This window comes from Kitasatospora sp. NPDC059160 (assembly GCF_042755465.1).
Taxonomy (GTDB): Bacteria; Actinomycetota; Actinomycetes; order Streptomycetales; family Streptomycetaceae; genus Kitasatospora.
The window spans coordinates 52258-68614 of record NZ_JBHZCN010000018.1 but is presented as its reverse complement, the minus strand read 5'-3'; the positions used below and the strand labels follow the sequence as shown (position 1 = coordinate 68614).

11 protein-coding genes are annotated in these 16357 nt (G+C 74.4%); all 11 read right to left on the bottom strand.

The genetic code is table 11. From position 1 onward, the window contains the following. Positions 1 to 9 precede the first annotated feature (9 nt). Positions 10 to 1116, bottom strand: a complete 1107-nt coding sequence (locus ACFXOZ_RS10520) for a thiopeptide maturation pyridine synthase (RefSeq protein ID WP_380523056.1) — start codon at positions 1114 to 1116, stop codon at positions 10 to 12. Next, a complete protein-coding gene (locus ACFXOZ_RS10515; protein WP_380589246.1) occupies positions 1113 to 3515 on the bottom strand; it encodes a lantibiotic dehydratase in 2403 nt (800 codons plus the stop codon). The genes ACFXOZ_RS10520 and ACFXOZ_RS10515 overlap by 4 nt, the downstream gene beginning before the upstream one ends. Beyond that, a complete protein-coding gene (locus ACFXOZ_RS10510) occupies positions 3512 to 5377 on the bottom strand; it encodes a TOMM precursor leader peptide-binding protein (protein WP_380589243.1) in 1866 nt (621 codons plus the stop codon). Before ACFXOZ_RS10510 ends, ACFXOZ_RS10515 begins: the two co-directional genes overlap by 4 nt. A gap of 13 nt (positions 5378 to 5390) precedes the next feature. Beyond that, positions 5391 to 6866 (bottom strand): nitroreductase family protein, encoded by a 1476-nt coding sequence (locus ACFXOZ_RS10505; RefSeq protein WP_380589240.1) that lies wholly within the window; start codon positions 6864 to 6866, stop codon positions 5391 to 5393. 5 nt (positions 6867 to 6871) lie between these two features. Further along, positions 6872 to 7858, bottom strand: a complete 987-nt coding sequence (locus ACFXOZ_RS10500) for a thiopeptide-type bacteriocin biosynthesis protein (protein WP_380523052.1) — start codon at positions 7856 to 7858, stop codon at positions 6872 to 6874. Next, positions 7851 to 10502 carry a lantibiotic dehydratase gene (locus ACFXOZ_RS10495; protein WP_380589237.1) on the bottom strand — a complete coding sequence of 884 codons (2652 nt, stop codon included), beginning with the start codon at positions 10500 to 10502 and terminating at the stop codon, positions 7851 to 7853. Before ACFXOZ_RS10495 ends, ACFXOZ_RS10500 begins: the two co-directional genes overlap by 8 nt. A gap of 20 nt (positions 10503 to 10522) precedes the next feature. Beyond that, on the bottom strand, positions 10523 to 12148 hold the full coding sequence (locus ACFXOZ_RS10490) for a SagB family peptide dehydrogenase (protein WP_380589234.1): 1626 nt from the start codon (positions 12146 to 12148) through the stop codon (positions 10523 to 10525). A gap of 26 nt (positions 12149 to 12174) precedes the next feature. Then, complete coding sequence (locus ACFXOZ_RS10485) at positions 12175 to 13860, bottom strand: TOMM precursor leader peptide-binding protein (protein ID WP_380589231.1); 1686 nt, start codon at positions 13858 to 13860, stop codon at positions 12175 to 12177. Then, on the bottom strand, positions 13853 to 15868 hold the full coding sequence (locus tag ACFXOZ_RS10480) for a hypothetical protein (RefSeq protein WP_380523048.1): 2016 nt from the start codon (positions 15866 to 15868) through the stop codon (positions 13853 to 13855). Before ACFXOZ_RS10480 ends, ACFXOZ_RS10485 begins: the two co-directional genes overlap by 8 nt. 120 nt (positions 15869 to 15988) lie before the next feature. Further along, positions 15989 to 16153, bottom strand: a complete 165-nt coding sequence (locus ACFXOZ_RS10475; RefSeq protein ID WP_375891032.1) for a thiomuracin/GE37468 family thiazolyl RiPP peptide — start codon at positions 16151 to 16153, stop codon at positions 15989 to 15991. Positions 16154 to 16214: 61 nt separating this feature from the next. Continuing rightward, the gene (locus ACFXOZ_RS10470) at positions 16215 to 16337 is read right to left on the bottom strand and encodes a thiomuracin/GE37468 family thiazolyl RiPP peptide (protein ID WP_375891115.1); all 123 of its coding nucleotides are present in this window, start codon (positions 16335 to 16337) and stop codon (positions 16215 to 16217) included. Positions 16338 to 16357: the final 20 nt, after the last annotated feature.

The following is a 16357-nucleotide window of genomic DNA, read 5'->3' as shown; positions in this document are numbered from 1 at the left end:
CCGGACCGGTCACAGCCGACCGCCGCCGTCGACGAACCCGATCAGGTCCTCGATGCGGTCCATCGCGGTGACTCCGTGGACGTCCTCCACGGCCCGGGAGACCACGTGGCAGATCAGGTTGCGTTCCAGCTCGCCGATGCCGAGCCGGTACATGTTGAGGTACATCCAGTTGAGGACGACCCGGTACCGCTTGAAGGTGTGCCAGCCGCCGAGCTGCTCGGCCGCCGGGCGGTGACCGCCGAGCACCCGGTGGAACGGGCTGCGGTCGGACCAGGCGCTCCAGGTGGCGCCCCAGGCCTCCGGGTCGCCGTTCGGGTCGGTGTCGAGCGCCAGCTCGCCGGTGCCGATCAGCCCGTCGGCCCGGTCGCGGTAGCGCAGCAGGACGTCGAGGAGTTCGCCGAAGCGCACCGCGTCGTGGTGGTCCGCGGCCGCGGTGATCTCGACGACCCGCTGCCGGAAGGCCCCGGCGTTGGCCTCGTAGACCTGGTCGAAGCGGGCGCGCAGGCCGTCGGGGTTCTTCGCCAGGAAGGCGTCGGCGTGTCCGCGGTAGGACATGTACCCGTACGTCACCGGCGGGAGGAAGCGGTGCGCCGCCGCGATGAAGAGGTCCACCGCGAGGGCCGTCTTCGAGCCGCCGTCGCGGATCCGGTCGAGGATCCCGAACACCAGGTCGTTGCTGTCGACGTAGTAGTCGGCGAGCAGGTCGGCGGCGGCCGGTCCGCCGAGCACGTGCTCGCGCCGGTCGTACGGCTCCGTCCCGACGCTGTTGTCGGGCGCCCAGGGGGTCAGCGGGCCGCGTTCGCGCTCCACCGCGGCGAGCCGGACGTGCTCGGCGTGCGAGGCCCGCTCGTCCAGGACCACGGTCGACGGGTGCGCCCGCAGGTAGGGCTCCAGCACGTCGGCCACGGCGGGTGCGACGACGCCGTCGAAGACCTCCGCGCTCGCCTGGACCACGATCCGCACGTGCGGCCCGCGCCGCCAGTGCGGCTGGAAGTACACCCGCCGCGCCGCGGGGGCCACCTCCGCGACGAACGGGCGCACCGCGTCGAGCAGCAGATCGGTGCGGTCGGGCTCGTGGTGGAACACGTTCACCGTGCGCCACACGGTCTCTGTCATTCCCGGTCTCCTCGGCAGTTGAGCTCGATGACGTATTCGGTGACTCTGGGCACCCCCTGGTGGTCGAGGAGCGCGGCCTCGGGCCTCGGCGCGACCTCCTGGAACACCGCCGCGTTCGCCGGGTCCCTGGCCAGTCGCTCGAAGGCCAGGACGAGGGGTGGTGAACCGATGTCGACGTACACCGGCTTGCGGCTGCGGTCGCTCGCGACCGACCCGTCCGCGACGACGCCGGTCGGCAGCACGGACACGAAGAACCTCGGGGGCATTCCGAGTTCGGTCAGCCAGGTGGTCAGCAGGAGCAGGAAGTCCGGGTCGGACTGCCCGGCCGCGCGACACGGCAGCGTCCCCGGCTGGGCCACCCAGGTCGCCCGGCGGAGCACCACCCGGCCGATGCTCAGCCGCGGCGCGTGCAGCACCCGGCCCTGCCCGCTGCCGGCTGCCGCGTCGTGCTGGAGCGGCTGGTCGGGGCGCAGCAGCAGCGGGTTCTCGCCGAACGCCTCGACCAGCAGGGCCATGACCGGCGGGAACTGCCGCTCGTAGGAGAGTCCGCCGTGGACCGGCCTGACGGCCGCGCCGTCGTCGAACAGGGCCGGCAGTCCGTCGCCGTCCAGGCCGACGGTCAGCCGGGCGGGCGGCGGGTAGTCGAGCCGGTCCGGCAGGGCGGGCTCGCGCTGGTTGAGCGAGGTGGCCAGGGTCTGGGTGAACTCCGCGTAGGTCGGCGCGTCCGGGTACACCGCGTCGACCGGGAGCGGGTCGTCCCCGAGGTGGCGCAGCAGCCGGCGCACCTGCGACCGGGCCCGGCCGAAACCGGAGTTGACCGCGTTGACGATCAACTCGTCGGCGTCGCCCTGGGCGTAGACGGCGACCGAGCCGACCGGACGCACCCAGGCGGGCAGCGCGTGGAGCACCTCCTCGATCCGCCGCCGGTCCGGCAGCGCGCGCCGGAGGTCGGCGACCAGGTCCACCAGTCGGCGCACTTCAGCGACCGGGCTGGCGGCCAGGGTCGCGGTCAGCCCGGTCGGGTCGAAGGCGACGGCGGCGGGGTGCAGTCGCCTGGCCTCGTGGCCGTCGCGGAGGAGTTCGGCGTAGAACCGGTCGAACGGCACCGTCGCCCCGTCGCCGAAGCGCTCCCGGATGAACGCGGCGACGGCCAGTTTGAACGGCAGTGCGGAGTCGAAGACGGCGAGCAGTCGGCAGGCGAGCGCCAGGTCGTCCAGGGCCTCCTGCCAGGACGGCAGGCCCGCCTCGACCACGACGCCGGGAATGACCGACTGCTCGGTCAGCACGTCCCGCAGCTTGCCGGTGACGCCGACGCCGCGCAGCCGCTCGTGGAGCGCCTTCCCGAGGACGACCCGGTCGGCTCCCCCGGCATCGCCGTAGGCGCGCAGCTCTTCCCGGAGGGGAGCCAGTGCGGGGACGGTCCCGGCCAACTGCCCCAGCGGGTCGATCCCTTGGTCGTCGAAGTCCGGTTGGAGCAGGAGCAGTCCGCCGGCCACGAGGGAGCGCAGGTATCCGGCCGTCCGCTCCGGCGGCGCGGGGAAGCCCGCCGCCAGCGCGGCGAGGGTCGGGCGGGCGACCGCGGCGCGCAGGCAGTGGCGCAGCGCCGGGGTCAGCGGCAGGGTGAGGAGGTCCTCCGCCGGCGCCGGGCCGAGGAAGCGGACGGTGCCGCCCTCCAGGCGCGCACTGGGGTTGATCCGGACGGTCGGCTCGGTCGCGCCGGCGGCCAGCGGGGTGAGGACCGACAGGTCGAGATCGACGATCGACCGCGCCCGCTCGGTCGCGGCCCAGCGCAGGGCGGGCCCGTCCGGGACGAACCGGCCGAGGCCGCTGGCGGTGAAGGTGCTGAACGGGCTGGTCTTGACGGCGGCGCGGGCCGCGTAGGCGGCCAGCCGGATCAGCTCCTGCCGCCCGGGCCTGCGGCCGAGCACCTGGTGCAGGGTGGGGCTGGCGTGGGCGAGGCCCTGGTCGAAGCGGGGGTCCGCGCCGAGTTCGCGCAGCGCGGCGTCGACGGCTCGGCCCGCCTCGGCGTACACCGTCGGCAGCTGCGCCCGGTCGGCCCGGTAGCGGCCCAGCGCTCGACCGAACTCGGTGATGTCCGAGGCGAGTTCGGGGCCGAGGGCGGCGGCGGTCCGGGGGTCGGCGAGCAGTCGGGCGGGGTCGCGCAGCTGGTGCACGGTGCGGCGCAGCGCGACCAGCCTGGGCTTGGCCGCGGGGTCGCGCAGCTCCCCGATCACGGTGTGGCAGCGCTCGGACAGCGCCCCGGCGCCGCTGCGCAGTTCGGCGGCCGTACGGGAGAGCGCGAGCAGTTCGCGCCGCAGTCGCCGGTCGGCGAGCTGCTCGACCACGTCGGCGGGCAGGCCCGCGACACGTACTCCGAGGGTGGTGGCGTGGGTGGTCACGGGAAGGGGTGGGGGTGGGGGTTGAGGTCGGCCTCGGTCAGCGGGTGCGGCGCGTGGCCGAGCCGGTACGGCACCTCCAGCGGCCGGGACAGCCCGGTGGTGCGGCGGTTGCGGTGGCCGAAGGTCATGGACAGGGCGCCGGGCGCGATCACCTTGACGCAGGTCAGGCCGGCGGCCTCGTGCAGGGGCGAGGTCTGGTCGACGACCACGACGTCCATGCCGCCCGCCAGCATCCGGTCGACGGCCTCGGTGAGGTCGTCCCGCAGGTCGGTGTGGAGCGGCCAGGGGTTGCGGGCGATCACCTCGTCCCAGCCGGTCAGGCGGTCGCCGTCGAGCAGGAAGGACCAGCGGTCGAGGGCCTCGGGCGTCGCGTTGCCCAGCGAGTGGTCGGTCATGATCCGCACCAGTTCGGGATCGGCGGCCATCCGGCGGGCCCGTTCGGCCTCGGCCGGGTACCTGGCCTGCTCCTGTTCGACGATGGGTGCCAGTTCGCCGAGGGCCGTGAGCACGGCGGCGACCGGGTCCAGGGCCGAGCCGCTGGTGCAGACGACCTTCGGCCGGGTGTCGTCGCCGGTGGTGTCCTGGGCGAGCACCCAGAACGCGCGGATCCCCTCGGTCAGGGTGATGTCGAAGGCCCGCACCCGGCAGCCGGTGCGCTCGATGCGTTCCGCGAGGACCCGGATGCGCGGATCGGGCGCCCGGGCGAGGTCCACCTCGGGCACCGGCATCCGGGCGTACCAGGTCATCAGGAAGGCGTCGCGCTCGACGACTTCGAGGATCCCGTGCAGGATCGCCTCCTCGACGCAGCCGCCGAGCGCGCAGCCGTTGGAGATCTCGAAGGTGAAGGGCTTGTCCCTGCGGTCGTCGGGGCGGGCCCTCGGCTGGAACCGCGTCCGGTAGTACGCGTGGGTCTCCGGCACGAGCACCGGGCGGGCCCGGACGAAGGAGTACGCCCACACCCAGTCCACCACCGCGTCCTCGGTGAACGGCTGGTAGGCGCAGTCCGGCTCCCGGTAGCGCTCGGGAGCCAGCAGGCCGAGCGACCGCGGGTCCAGGGCGTCCCCGGCCAGGTCCGCGTAACTGCCGCGCACGGTGGTGCGCTTGCCCCAGGGCCACTGGCCGCCGAGCCGCTCCAGTGCCTCGGCGACGGCGGTGGCCCGGCTGGAGGCGAAGTCACGGGTGCGCCCGAACCCCGCCTCGCCCCGGTAGCCGTACTCGGCCAGGACGGATTCGGTCAGCGGGACCATCGAGTCGCGCATGCCGCGCGGCGGGGCGACCACCCCGGTCTCGGCGTCCACGTAGAGCTCGGTGAGCCGGGCCTCGGAGAGTTCGCCGATCCGGCTGGCGCGGGCCCGCGGCTTGGGCCGGGGGACGGGGGCGATCACGGCCCGTTCCGCGGTGTCCTCGGGCAGCGCGCCGCAGACCGCGCACAGCGGGTCCGGGAGGAACGCGTGCCGGGTCAGCGACAGGTCGCGCAGGTCGAGGTACCAGCAGCGGTCCGTGGCGACGCCCGAGTGCAGCAGCTCGCGCACGGCCTCGGCGGCGAAGCCGGACAGCCAGGCCGACGGGCTGGCCGCGATCCGCCCGTCCGCGCGCAGTTCGGCCGTCCAGGGCGCGCGTTCGGGTGCGACGGAGCGCCAGGTCTCCAGGCACCGGGCGCAGCCGGGTTCGCCGGGCCGCACCAGCGGGCCGATCACGACCCGGTCGAGTTCGGTCCACACCGGCAGCCAGGGCTCGCCCCGTTCGTGCGCCTCGGTCCAGCCGCCGGTGTCCCAGCCGTCGCGCGCCACCACCAGCATCGACGGCGGGCGCCGGGCGATGGCGTCGGCCAACAGGCCCTCGCCCAGTACGGTGTCGCTCACGAGCCGTTCCTCCTCACCAGGTCAGCCGGAACTCGGGGCGCGGCCCGGCCGGGTGCTCGGTGCCCAGCTGCGCCACCAGCAGACTGCGCCTGCGCCCCTCCAGACCGAACCAGGCGTCCAGCAGGTGGGTGAGCACGTCGTTCTGGATCCGGCCGGCCACGCCCACGGACGCGGCGGCCAGGCAGGCCCGGTGCAGGGCGGCGCCGGCCGCGGCCTGCTGCAGGCGGTACCAGCGCGCACCGAAGCGCTCCTCGGCGGCCTCGGCGTCGCCCACCGGCAGCAGCCAGAGGTTCGCCGTGCGGGCGCCCTGCTGGGTCAGGGCTGCCAGCGCGGCCTCGCGGAGCCGCTGCCGGGGGTTGCCCTCGCCGACCAACTCCAGCCGGTGCTCGTCGGGGAGGTAGCGGTAGGCGCCGTCCGGGACTCCGGCCACGTCGGCGACGACGCAGTAGAACTCGACCAGACCGGCCGGCAGGTCCCAGTTCTCCTGCCGCCCGTAGGCGGTGAGGACGGTGGCCAGGGTGCCGATCGCCATGGTGTCGGCCTTGAAGCCGCGCACGGCCGCCCGGCGGTTGCGGGTGCCGGCCCGCAGGTCCGGCTCCGCGTGCGGGAGGCTGATCCACTCGCGCTCGGCCTCGGTCCCGCGCCCACCCTCTCCCTCTGCCTCGGTCCCGCCCTCGCCCCCGCCCTCGCCGGGGGGCGCGGTCAGCAGCGGCTCGGGGGCGGGGCGGCTCTGCCGGAGCACGGACGCGTGCGCGGCGAAGGCGCGTGGGAAGGCCGCCAGCGAGGGGCCCTCGAACGCGGTGGGCACCGGGGCGACCAGCTCGACCACGGCGTGCACCCCCTCCGCCCTCGGGTCCAGCCCCAGCAGCTCGGTGAGGTCGGCGTCGGGGAAGCACAGCCGGGCCGAGGCACCGTCGTCGGCCCCGACCACCAGGGCCTGGGCCACCTGGATGCCCGCCTCCAGGCAGGCGAGGCGGTAGTACATCTCGCCGTACTTGGCGGCCAGCCGCCAGAACACGTTGGTGTGCACCAGGACGGTGCCGGCCGGGCGGGCGGCCACCCAGCCGCGGTAGTCGCCCGAGCGCAGCCGCACCAGGTCGTGCCGGGCCGGGTCGTAGTAGTGGACGCCGGTCGGGACCTCCGAGTCGGGCCCGGCGATCACGTACCACTCGGCGCTGTACCGGGCGCCGCCCGATGGCGTCGGGCGGCGGGTCACCAGCCATTGCAGCGGGTCGTCGTCCGGGATGGCCTCGAAGCTGTCGGTGAAGGGCAGCATGTCCAGCGGGGTCAGCCACTGGGCGCGGGTGATGCCGCCGAGCTCGGCCAGCAGCCGGCCGAGCCGGTGCTCGGACTTCTCGGGCGGCCAGGGCAGCGGATGCCTCGGCGCGCCCGGGTAGCTCTTGACCAGCCGGGGCGGGAACGCCTGCGGGTCCGCCACCTCCGTCGGCGTGTGCACGGTGTCCTGGTAGCGGGTCGCCTCGTCGCTCATGGGCTTCACACCGCGCACAGGTCGAAGGCGGCCCTGGTCAGGAGCAGTCGCAGGTGGGACTCCTGGGCCAGGCTGATGCCGAGCCGGTTGCACATCAGGTGGGTGCAGCGCTCCACGATCAGCTGCGGGACCAGGTGGTTGATGTGCTGGAGCACGTCGGCCGGGGCCTCGAAGTCGGGGTAGGCGTCGAGGCGGCCGAGCAGCTCCAGTTCGACCAGGGTGTCGTTGGCCTCCCGTACGGTCCTGAGCCAGCTGCCGGTCACCGACCCGGCGGGCAGGGCCGTTCCCCTGGTCACGGCCCAGACCGTCTCCAGGGAGGCGCGCAGCTGGGCCTTGTTGGCCTCGAAGTGCTTCTCGAAGTCCGGCGATCCCAGCACCTCCGCCGCTGCTCCGCCGCTCTCCACCAGGAACCGCGCCTGGTAGGCGAGTTCGGGCAGGATGCCGGTGAAGACCGTACGGTTGGCGGCCATCATGGCGAAGGCGTCCATGGCGCGCTGCCCCGCGGTCCGGCCGCGGGCGATCAGTTGGAGCGCCAGCACGCTGGACGCCATGAACTGCTTCTCGACGGCCTCCAGGGAGCGGCCGGTGCCGAACGCCCCGGTCTCGGGCACGTAGTCGACGAACGCGACCGAGTTGTCCGGGTGCAGCACCGTGTCGTGGTCGGCCATCCGCTCCAGGGCGGCGAGTTCGGCCGCGGACTCGGCATAGGCCCGCTCCGTCAGCCCGGAGGTCGACGGCGTCGTCCGGTAGAACTCCGCCGCGGTCTCCTCGACGGCCGAGCGCGCCTCCTGGACGTGCTCCGGCCGGGTCCGCAGCCGCAGCCGCACGTGCGGGCCGCCCTCCCAGTAGCGGAGGAAGAAGAAGCCGTCGACCAGTCCGGCCCGGCCCAGCCGCTCGACGACGGGCTTGACGACACCGGTGATCACGGCGTCCTGGTCGCCGTGGTAGAAGAGGTGGGCGCTGACCCAACGGTGCGCTGAGGTCTCAGACATAAGTGACTCCGGGCTCGTTCAGTTCCACGATGTACTCCGCCACGTGCTCGCCGCGGACCTGGCCGGGGTCCGGCAGCATCTCGCTGATCTGCACGATCGCGTCCGGCTCGGTGAGCCGGCGTTCCAGCCCGAGCAGCAGCAGCATGCTCGCGAAGTCCACGTAGTTCGGTTTGGTGTCGTTCCCCGGCCGCGGGCCGTTCCCGCCCGCCACCAGCGAGGCCGGGTCGAGGACGGTGACGAAGCACCGCTCCGGGATGCCGTGTTCGGCCAGCCAGTCGGCGACCTTCAACATCCAGGCCGCGCCGGTCGCGGCGTCGGCCCGCCGGGGCAGCCGGTCCGCGCGGGTCATCCACATGGCGCGGCGCAGCACCACGTCTCCGACCGTCAACCGGGGCAGGCGCAGGACGCCGTCGTCGGCGCGCGGGTCGGAGGTCATCCTGAGCTCGGTGTGCGCGCCGAACCAGGTGTTGGACTCGCCGAACGCCTCGATCATGAACCGTGCGGCGGGCGGCAGCAGCCGGTCGGCGCCGAGGCCCGGGTGCACCGGGCGGATCCGCCGGCCGAGCCGCCGCGACACCAGCGCGAGCAGCCCGTCGTCGCCGCACTCCACGTGGAGGTCGTTGACCGGCAGCCGGTCGTCGGCCGCGCGCGTGCTGCGGACCCCGGGGTAGTCGACGACCAGTCCGACGCCGGGTCTGCGGACGTTGACGGCGGACCGGGCCACCGCCTCGAACTCGGCGAACAGCACGTCGTCGTGGGACGCCGCCAGGCCCGGTTCGTCCGGGACGTCAGCGCGCAGGTCGAGGACGTCCAGGATCTGCCGCACCCGGTTGCGGCCGCGGCCGAAGCCGCAGGCGATGCTGTTGACCACCAGGGCCGGGCCGTGCTCGGCGTCGGCCAGCTGGCAGTAGACCGCGAGCGAGGTCGGGGTGCGGACCCAGTCCGGCCACTCCTCGGCCAGCTTGCGCACCTCCTCGGGGTCGACCCTGACCACGCCGTCCCGGTCGGGCGTCCGCTCGCCCAGCAGCCGCTTGGCGGCGGTGCGCAGGCGGTACAGCTCGCGCACGGCCGCCACCGGGCTGTCGGCGTCGGCGAACCGGCTGTGCGCCGGACGGGAGCGGCGTCCGACCGGGCCCGGGGCGGCATCGGCGGACTGCTCGGCCAGGACGTCGCGGTAGAACACCACCAGCGGGACCCGCGCGCCGGCCGGGTACCTGCGCCGGAACCACGAGTCGAGGGTGAGCTTGAACGGCAGGTCGGGGCCGATCAGTCCGAGCAGGGTGCGCACCGCGTCGAGGTCGTCCAGCAGCGGACGCCAGCGCGCGCGGTCCAGCACAGCCGTCGTGCCGGGGTGCACCGCGTTCTCGTAGAAGCTGTACCGGGCGAACTCCTGGGCCAGCTTCGGGCTCTGGACGTGGGCGTGGTCGCCGACCTCGCGCAGCGCGGTGTCCAGCGCGCGGACCACCGTGTCGCGGACGGCGACCCGGTCTGCGGGCTCGGCGACCGCGGGGTAACTCGACAGCGCCTCGGCCATCTCCTGCAAGGTCCGGTCCAGCCGCTCCAGGCCGGGCTGCCGACACCGCTGGAGCCACTCGCGCAGGTCGCCGACCGGGTCCGCGGACTGGTCGGCGAGCGGCGGGACCAGTTCCAGCAGGCCCAGCGTCACCAGGCGGCGCAGGAACGCGTCGACCTGGCGCCCGTCGGCCGCGCGGGCCAGGAGGGTGCCCCGCAGCTCGTCGAAGGTGAGGTCGCCCGTGGTCAGCTCCAGCACCCCGCGCAGGGTCGGGGTGAGCGCGAGGCTGTGCACGTACTCGTCCGGCCGACGGCCCAGGAACAGCAGGGCGCCGTCCTGGACGGTGGCGCTGGGGTTGGTCCGGATCCGGCAGCCGCCGAGCAGCTCGGGGCGTTCGCTGACGGCGCGGGCAATCCGGTGCAGCGATCCGACGCTGACCTCGGTGGAGGTCAGCGAGGCGCTCCGCGGCCCGGCCGGCTCGACGATCTCCCGGCCGGTGCCCCAGGCGGCCAGGCCGCTGCTGGTGAAGGTGGAGTACGGGCTGGTCTTGGAAGCGCAACGGGCCAGGTACTGCGCCAGCCGGAGCACGGTCTGGCGCTGCGGTGGGCGGCCGGTGTCGAACCACTTCCGCAGGGCCAGGAACAGGTCCGGATTGGCGTGCACGAGGCCGAGTTGGAAGGCGGGCAGCCGGGCGGCGGCGAGCAGGGCTTCGTAGCTCGCGGCCCAATCCTGGTCGAGGTGCTCCGGCAGGGCCGCCAGCAGGCGGTCGCGTTCGTCGATCCGTGCCGTCCAGGAGCGGACCGGCTCCGCGAGCTCGGCGGGGACCTCGGCCAGCCGGGCCGGGTCGACGTGGCGGCCGCGGTGCACGGCCCGGCGCACCGCGACCAGCCGGGCCTTGAGCTCGCCGTCCCCGGTGGCGCCGATCGCCGCGTGCAGCAACGTCGACAACTCGTCGGCCCCGGCGGCGATCTCGGCGCGCAGTGCCAGCAGGGCGGTGGCGGTGCGCCAGCTCTCCGCGCAGCGCAGTCCGTCCAGTACGGCAACCGGGCTGCCGGCGAGGCGGACCACGGTGGCCGGGCCGGGCAGGTACCGCACCGGCTCGGGTCCGGCCTCCCACTGTCCGTCCGTCATCTCGTCCGTCGTCCCGTCCGTCACTCCGCCGCCTCCGGCTCCACCGGCACGATCACGCGGCCGCCCGGTCCGGTCCGGGCCAGCAGGATCTGGAAGACCGGGGCGTAGCGCTCCTCGGTCAGTCCGAGCACCGCGCGCACCCCCTCGGCGTGGTAGGCGTTGACGATCCGGCCGGAGAGGCCCTGCGCGGCGGCCGCGACGCAGACCCGGTGGGCGAGCAGGCCCGCCTCCTGGTTGAGCACCCGGTAGCCGCGGTCCCCGAAGGTGTCGAACGCCCAGTCACGGTCGACGACCAGGTGGACGACGGCGTTCATGTGCTGGAAGACCGGTCCGGGGATGGTGACGCGTTCGATCGCGGTGAGGGCGTCCGTGCCGGGGCCCGTCGGGCTTCCCGGGCCGACCGGGTGCAGGGCGCCGGTGGCCGGGTCGAGCCGGTAGCAGCCGGCCGGTACGCCGATGAGGTCGGCGACGGTCAGGTAGACCTCCACCGGCACCGGCGCTCCCGCCGGGACGGCATCGCTGCCGACCCCGGTTCGGGTGCGGGCCAGCCGCGCCCACAGTGCGAGGCCGTCGACCCGCGAGGCGACCGGGCGGAAGATGCCGGGGCCGGAATCACGGCTCCGCAGCACCTGTGCCAGGTCCGGGTCCGGGACCTCGGTCGCGGGCAGGGCCAGCGGCTCGCGGCCCGACCCGACGGCCACGGCGGGCCGGACGGGCGGGGCCGGCTCGGCGGCGGCGAAGCCCGCGGTGTCGGTGCGGAAGGAGGCGCGGTTGACGGCCGTGAGCCTCGGGCAGGCCCGCGCCACCGCGAGCCCGCTGCGGACCACCTGCGGCTCGATCGGGTCGACGGTCGCGGACAGGGCCGCCGCCGTCTCCGTCTCCGTGCGGCGGGGGTCTCCGGCGCCCGCACCGGCGAGGTGGAGGGGCAGCACCACGAGGGCCGGCTCCTCGTCGGGGTCGAGTCCGAGCAGCTTGTTGACCGGCTCGTCGAGGAACTGGTGGTGCACCCGGGCCCGCAGTCCCATGGCCCGCGCGACCAGGTCGAGGTTGCCGGTGAGCAGCCCGGCCTCCTGGGTGCACAGCCGGTAGGCGTAGTCGCGGTAGATGTAGGCGGCCTTGGCGAACAGTCCGGAGAGCACGAACACGGCCTCCGGCGGCGCGCCGGCGGTTCCGGTCGCCCTGGCCAGCAGCGGCCGGTGGTCCCCCTCGCGCAGCAGCACCAGCGCGTGGTGCGGGGCGTCGTAGTGGTAGACGCCGTCGGCCAGGCACACGTACAGCTGGACGGCGAACAGGCAGCGGGCGGAGGCGACCATCCGGTGGTAGGGCCAGGTCCCGTTGGTGTCGAACTCCTGCCGGGAGATGCCGTAGCCGTAGCGCAGCAGCGTCGACAGCGCCGGGTCGTCGAGCGCCTCGACCGCGCCGAGCACCCCGGGCACCCGGGTGGTCAGGGGGCGTCGGGGCAGACCCCGGTAGATCTTGAACTTCAACGGCTCGTCCGGGTTGGCGTACTCGGACTGCCGGGTCTCCATCGCCTCGGCGAGGTCCTCCAGGCTGACCCGCAGGAACTCCCGCCCCACGCCGGCCTCCTGCGCGGCCGCGGCCCCCTCGGTCATGGTCTCCTCGTCACTCACGGTCGGATCGGTCACGGCCGGATCGGTCACGGCCGCGTCGCTCACGGGAAGGGATGCGGGTGCGGGTTGCGCACCTCGGGCAGCCGGGGCAGTCCGGTCACCCGCCGGGCCGCGTGCCCGAAGGTCATCGGCACCGAGCCCGGTGCCAGCACCTTGACGCATCTGAATCCTCCCGCTGTGTGTTCCATGGAGGTGGTGTCGACGGCGACGACGTCCATCCCGGCCGCCGCGAAGCGCCGGACGGCCTCGTCGAGGTCCGCGCCGATGTCGGTATGGCTCGGCCACCGCCAGCGTTCGAGCCCCTGCTGCCAGGTCGACGTGACCGGGTCGTCGAGCAGGAAGGCGTACCGGTCGAACGAGCCCGGATCGGCCGCGCAGAGCAGGTGGTCGGCCATCGACACGACCTCGTCCGGGTGCTCGGCCAGGTGCCGGGCCCGCTCGCCCCACCCCGGGTCGAGCGCGAGGACGCCCACGTACTCGACGGTCTGGCTCAGTTCGTGCAGCGCGGCCAGGATCGCCTCCGCCGGGCTCAGTCCGCTGCCGCCGGTCGACACCGCCCTCGGCCGTCCGGTGCCGCTGACGTCCTCGGCGAGCGTCCAGAACGACGGGATCCCGTGCTCCCGGGTGCTGTCGAGGACGTGCACCCGGTAGCCCTGGCGCTCGATCCGCTCGGCCACCAGCGGGATCCGGCGGTCGGGCACCGTGGCGAGGTCGATCCGGGGCAGCGGCGTCCGCCCGTACCAGGCCATCAGGAAGGCGTCGCGTTCGGCGACTTCGAGGATCCCGTGCAGCACGGCCTCCTCGTAGCAGCCCCCGAGCGCGTTGCCGCTGGAGATCTCACTGGCGAACCTGCGCTCCCCGGCGGGCAGCGGCAGGCGGTAGTGGACGAAGCCCTGCGGCACCAGCACCGGTCGGCCTCGGCCGAAGGAGTAGCCCCACACCCAGTCGGTCTCCGCGTCCTCGGTGAACCTCCGGTACGGGAAGTCCGGGAGCTGGAACCGCTCCTCGGGGTACAGGCCGAGCGTGCGGGGGTCGATCGCGGCCTCGGCCACGTCGGCGTAGCCGGCCCGGACCCCGGTCCGCTTGGCGGGCGCGTACGCGGCCAGCCGTTCCAGCGACTCCGCCACCGCGATGGACCACGCGGAGGCGAAGTCGCGGGTGCGGCCGTAGCCGGCCGGTTCCGTGGCGGTGGCGCCGGGCACGGCCAGGACGGCCCCGGTGAACGGGAACGCGTGCTCGGTGTACGAGGTGACCGAGGGGACCAGGCCGCTCCGCTCGTCCACGTAGGCCGCCCGGAGCGCCTCCCGGTCCAGCGGGCGGACCCGGCTGGACCCGGGTGACGGCTTGGGCCGCACCTCGCGGACGGGTTTCGCGCCCTGCTCGGTGTCGGCCACCGGCACCGAACAGGCCGGGCAGTGCGGATCGTCGAGGAAGGCGTGCCGGGACAGCGCCAGCGTGGCGGTGTCGACGGTCCGGAACCGCCGCGCCCCGGAGTGCGCCGAGGCCAGCCCGGCGACGGTGTCGGCCAGGAAGCTCGGCAGCTCCCGGTCGGGCGCCCCGACGGCCGCTCCGGCGGCCAGCTCGGCGGCCTGTTCGGCGGAGGCCGCCGCGGTGCGTCGGGTGCGCAGGCACTCCGGGCAGCCCGGTGCCCACGGCCCGACGACCACCTGTCGCGGTTCGCGGAGCACCTGCGGCGGTTCGAGCAGCGCCTGCGGCTGGTCAGCCATGGAGGACCACGGCGCGCACCACGAACGGACACGCGCCGGCCACGGCGGCGTCGTGGTCCAGCGGGACGGCGACCACCCGGCCGCCCTCCCGGGTCAGCCCGGCCACGGCCTCCTCCAGCGTCACCGAGCGGGGCGCCGCGGCCCGCTCCGGCGCGGCGGTTGCGCGCAGGTGCGGGGGCAGCTCGGGCACGGGTGCCGGCGCGTAGGCGGGCTGCTCGGTGGCCCGGGCCTGGTAGGCGAGCAGCGTCCGCTCCAGGCCCTGTTCCAGTGCTGCGGCGACGTCCAGGTCGCTCACGTGGGCGACCGTGCCCGCCGGGGTGGTGAAGGCGAAGGTGGGCAGCCCGAGCAGACCGGACAGGTCGTGGACCTCGAAGGACTCCTCGACGATCGCCAGCAGCTTCCGGTAGCGCTCGGCGCGCGGGGTGAGCTCGGCCGTGTCCAGGTCCAGCAGGGGCAGCGGTCCGGTCGCGGTCGACAGGGCCGCGACCACCGCGTCGTTGGCAGCGGCCACCACGGCGGCGCGCACGGCGGCGGCCCAGTCGTCGCCGGAGGCCACGGTCCGCGCGGGGAAGACCTGCGCGGCGTCCACCGCGACCGGCTCGCCGGTCAGCACGTCCAGGCCGTGCAGCCGGTCGCCCTTGCGGGCGTCGACCATGACGGCCGCGTAGCGCTCGAACGCCCGCCGGACGGCGCGTTGGCGCGACTCGACCACGGTCTCGCCGCAGCCGTGGACGGCGAACGGGCCGCCGGCCAGGCCGACCGGGTCCGAGACCACGACCTCGCTGACGAACAGCGGCAGTTGCTCGTGGTCGCGCTCGGTGACCTCGGCGAGGACGCCGGTCCGGGGGTCGACGAAGTCGACCGCGCGCCGGGCCAGTTCCTCGTCGCCGACGGGCGCCGCGGTCGTCAGGGCGGCCAGCCGGGCCGGGTCGTCCGGCACCACGGGCCGGGCGAGCGGGTGCGGCAGGAACGCGTGCTTCGAGGTCTCCAGGCTCTCCAGGTCGAACCGGACCAGGTGGTCGGACCGCCGGCCGGCGTCGGCACCGGTGCCACCGTCGTTGCCGGGGCCCCCGTCGATGCCGGTGAGCTGGCGGAACGCCGCGAAACAGAGCTGGTTGGCGACCAGCGCGACGGTGGGGCCGCGCAGGAACCCGCTCGGGGCCACCTCCGGGTGGTCCCGCAGATCCGCGCCGACCAGGTCGGGTGCGAGCGCGGACAGTCGACGCCACGCGGACTCCCAGGCGGTGGGATCACCGTTCCCCGCGATCACCGGGCCGATCCACGCCTCGTCCCCCGCCACGACGGTCTGGGCGAACGCGGCACCCGCGGCGACCGCGGCCCCGGGGAGCCGGCGGGCACGCTCGACCATGGGCCGGTCGGCGACGTGCAGCACCATGGTGGCGTCGGCGGCCAGCAGGTCGAGGCGCTCGACGTCCGCCTCCAGGTCGACGATCCGCTGCTCCGGGTCCAGCGCCCGGGACGCCTCCAGGTGCTCCTGGACGCGGTCGCGGTCGAACGGCGACTCACCGAACGGAGCGAGCGGGACGGTCCGCACACCCGCGCGCAGCTGGGAGTTGGCCAGCGCCTGCAGCAGCGGGCCGGAGCCGGTCAGCACCACGGGGCCGTCGCGGTAGGTCTCGAAGCGCAGTTCGGGTGAGTCGGTGAAGTACTCGATGAAGGAGATGTTGGCCGCGTAGGTGGCGGCCAGCTCGCCGGACAGGGTGTGCGGACGGTCGTCCAGCACGTTCTTGACGTACCCCTTGGCGAGCAGCAGCATGATCATCTTCGCCACCGCGGCACGGCTGGACTCCGGTACGACGGCGCACAGTTCGCCGAGCGTCCTGGTGCCGTCCAGCATCGGCGCGATCCGCTGGACGAACTCGTAGGTCGAGGCGCCCTTCAGAATCGACCCGCCCAGGTTGCTGCGGATGTACGCACCCTCCGGAACGCGCATGACGTAGACGTCCCCGCGCAGTCGTGGCCGTACCCGCTCGACATCGACTCCCATGACCACCGCTTCTTCACTCACTCATTGATGACTGGCCAGCAGGAAGGACCGAGAGCCACCCGGTCCTCTTTGATGAACACGCACCGGCTAGAGCACATGTGCCAGGAGATCAGCACCGGATCAGGTGCAGGAGCAGCACGGGCAACAGCAGCAGCAGCTGCTCGCCCCGCCGGACGCGGACAGCTCGGTCAGGCCGTAGCCGGCGGTCACCGAAGCGGGGACCACCTCGCCCAGGTCCACCAGCTCGAAGGCGCTCTCGTCCAGCACCAGGTCGAAGTCCTCCATGTCGTTCACCTCCTTCGTGGGTCTCGTGCGGAACACCTCTCCCGCGGCGTCGTGCACCGGATCAGGTGCAGGAGCAGCACGGGCAGCAACAGCAGCAGCTGCTCTGGCCGCCGGACGCGGACAGCTCGGTCAGGCCGTAGCCGGCGGTCACCGAAGCGGGGACCACCTCGCCCAGGTCCACCAGCTCGAAGGCGCTCTCGTCCA

Bases quoted from the DNA above. Each gene is read 5' to 3' on its own strand.
- ACFXOZ_RS10485 (WP_380589231.1), bottom strand. From the start codon at position 13,860: ATGGCTGACCAGCCGCAGGCGCTGCTCGAACCGCCGCAGGTGCTCCGC.
- ACFXOZ_RS10495 (WP_380589237.1), bottom strand. From the start codon at position 10,502: ATGACGGACGGACAGTGGGAGGCCGGACCCGAGCCGGTGCGGTACCTG.
- ACFXOZ_RS10475 (WP_375891032.1), bottom strand. From the start codon at position 16,153: ATGGAGGACTTCGACCTGGTGCTGGACGAGAGCGCCTTCGAGCTGGTG.
- ACFXOZ_RS10505 (WP_380589240.1), bottom strand. From the start codon at position 6,866: ATGAGCGACGAGGCGACCCGCTACCAGGACACCGTGCACACGCCGACG.
- ACFXOZ_RS10500 (WP_380523052.1), bottom strand. From the start codon at position 7,858: ATGTCTGAGACCTCAGCGCACCGTTGGGTCAGCGCCCACCTCTTCTAC.
- ACFXOZ_RS10480 (WP_380523048.1), bottom strand. From the start codon at position 15,868: ATGGGAGTCGATGTCGAGCGGGTACGGCCACGACTGCGCGGGGACGTC.
- ACFXOZ_RS10520 (WP_380523056.1), bottom strand. From the start codon at position 1,116: ATGACAGAGACCGTGTGGCGCACGGTGAACGTGTTCCACCACGAGCCC.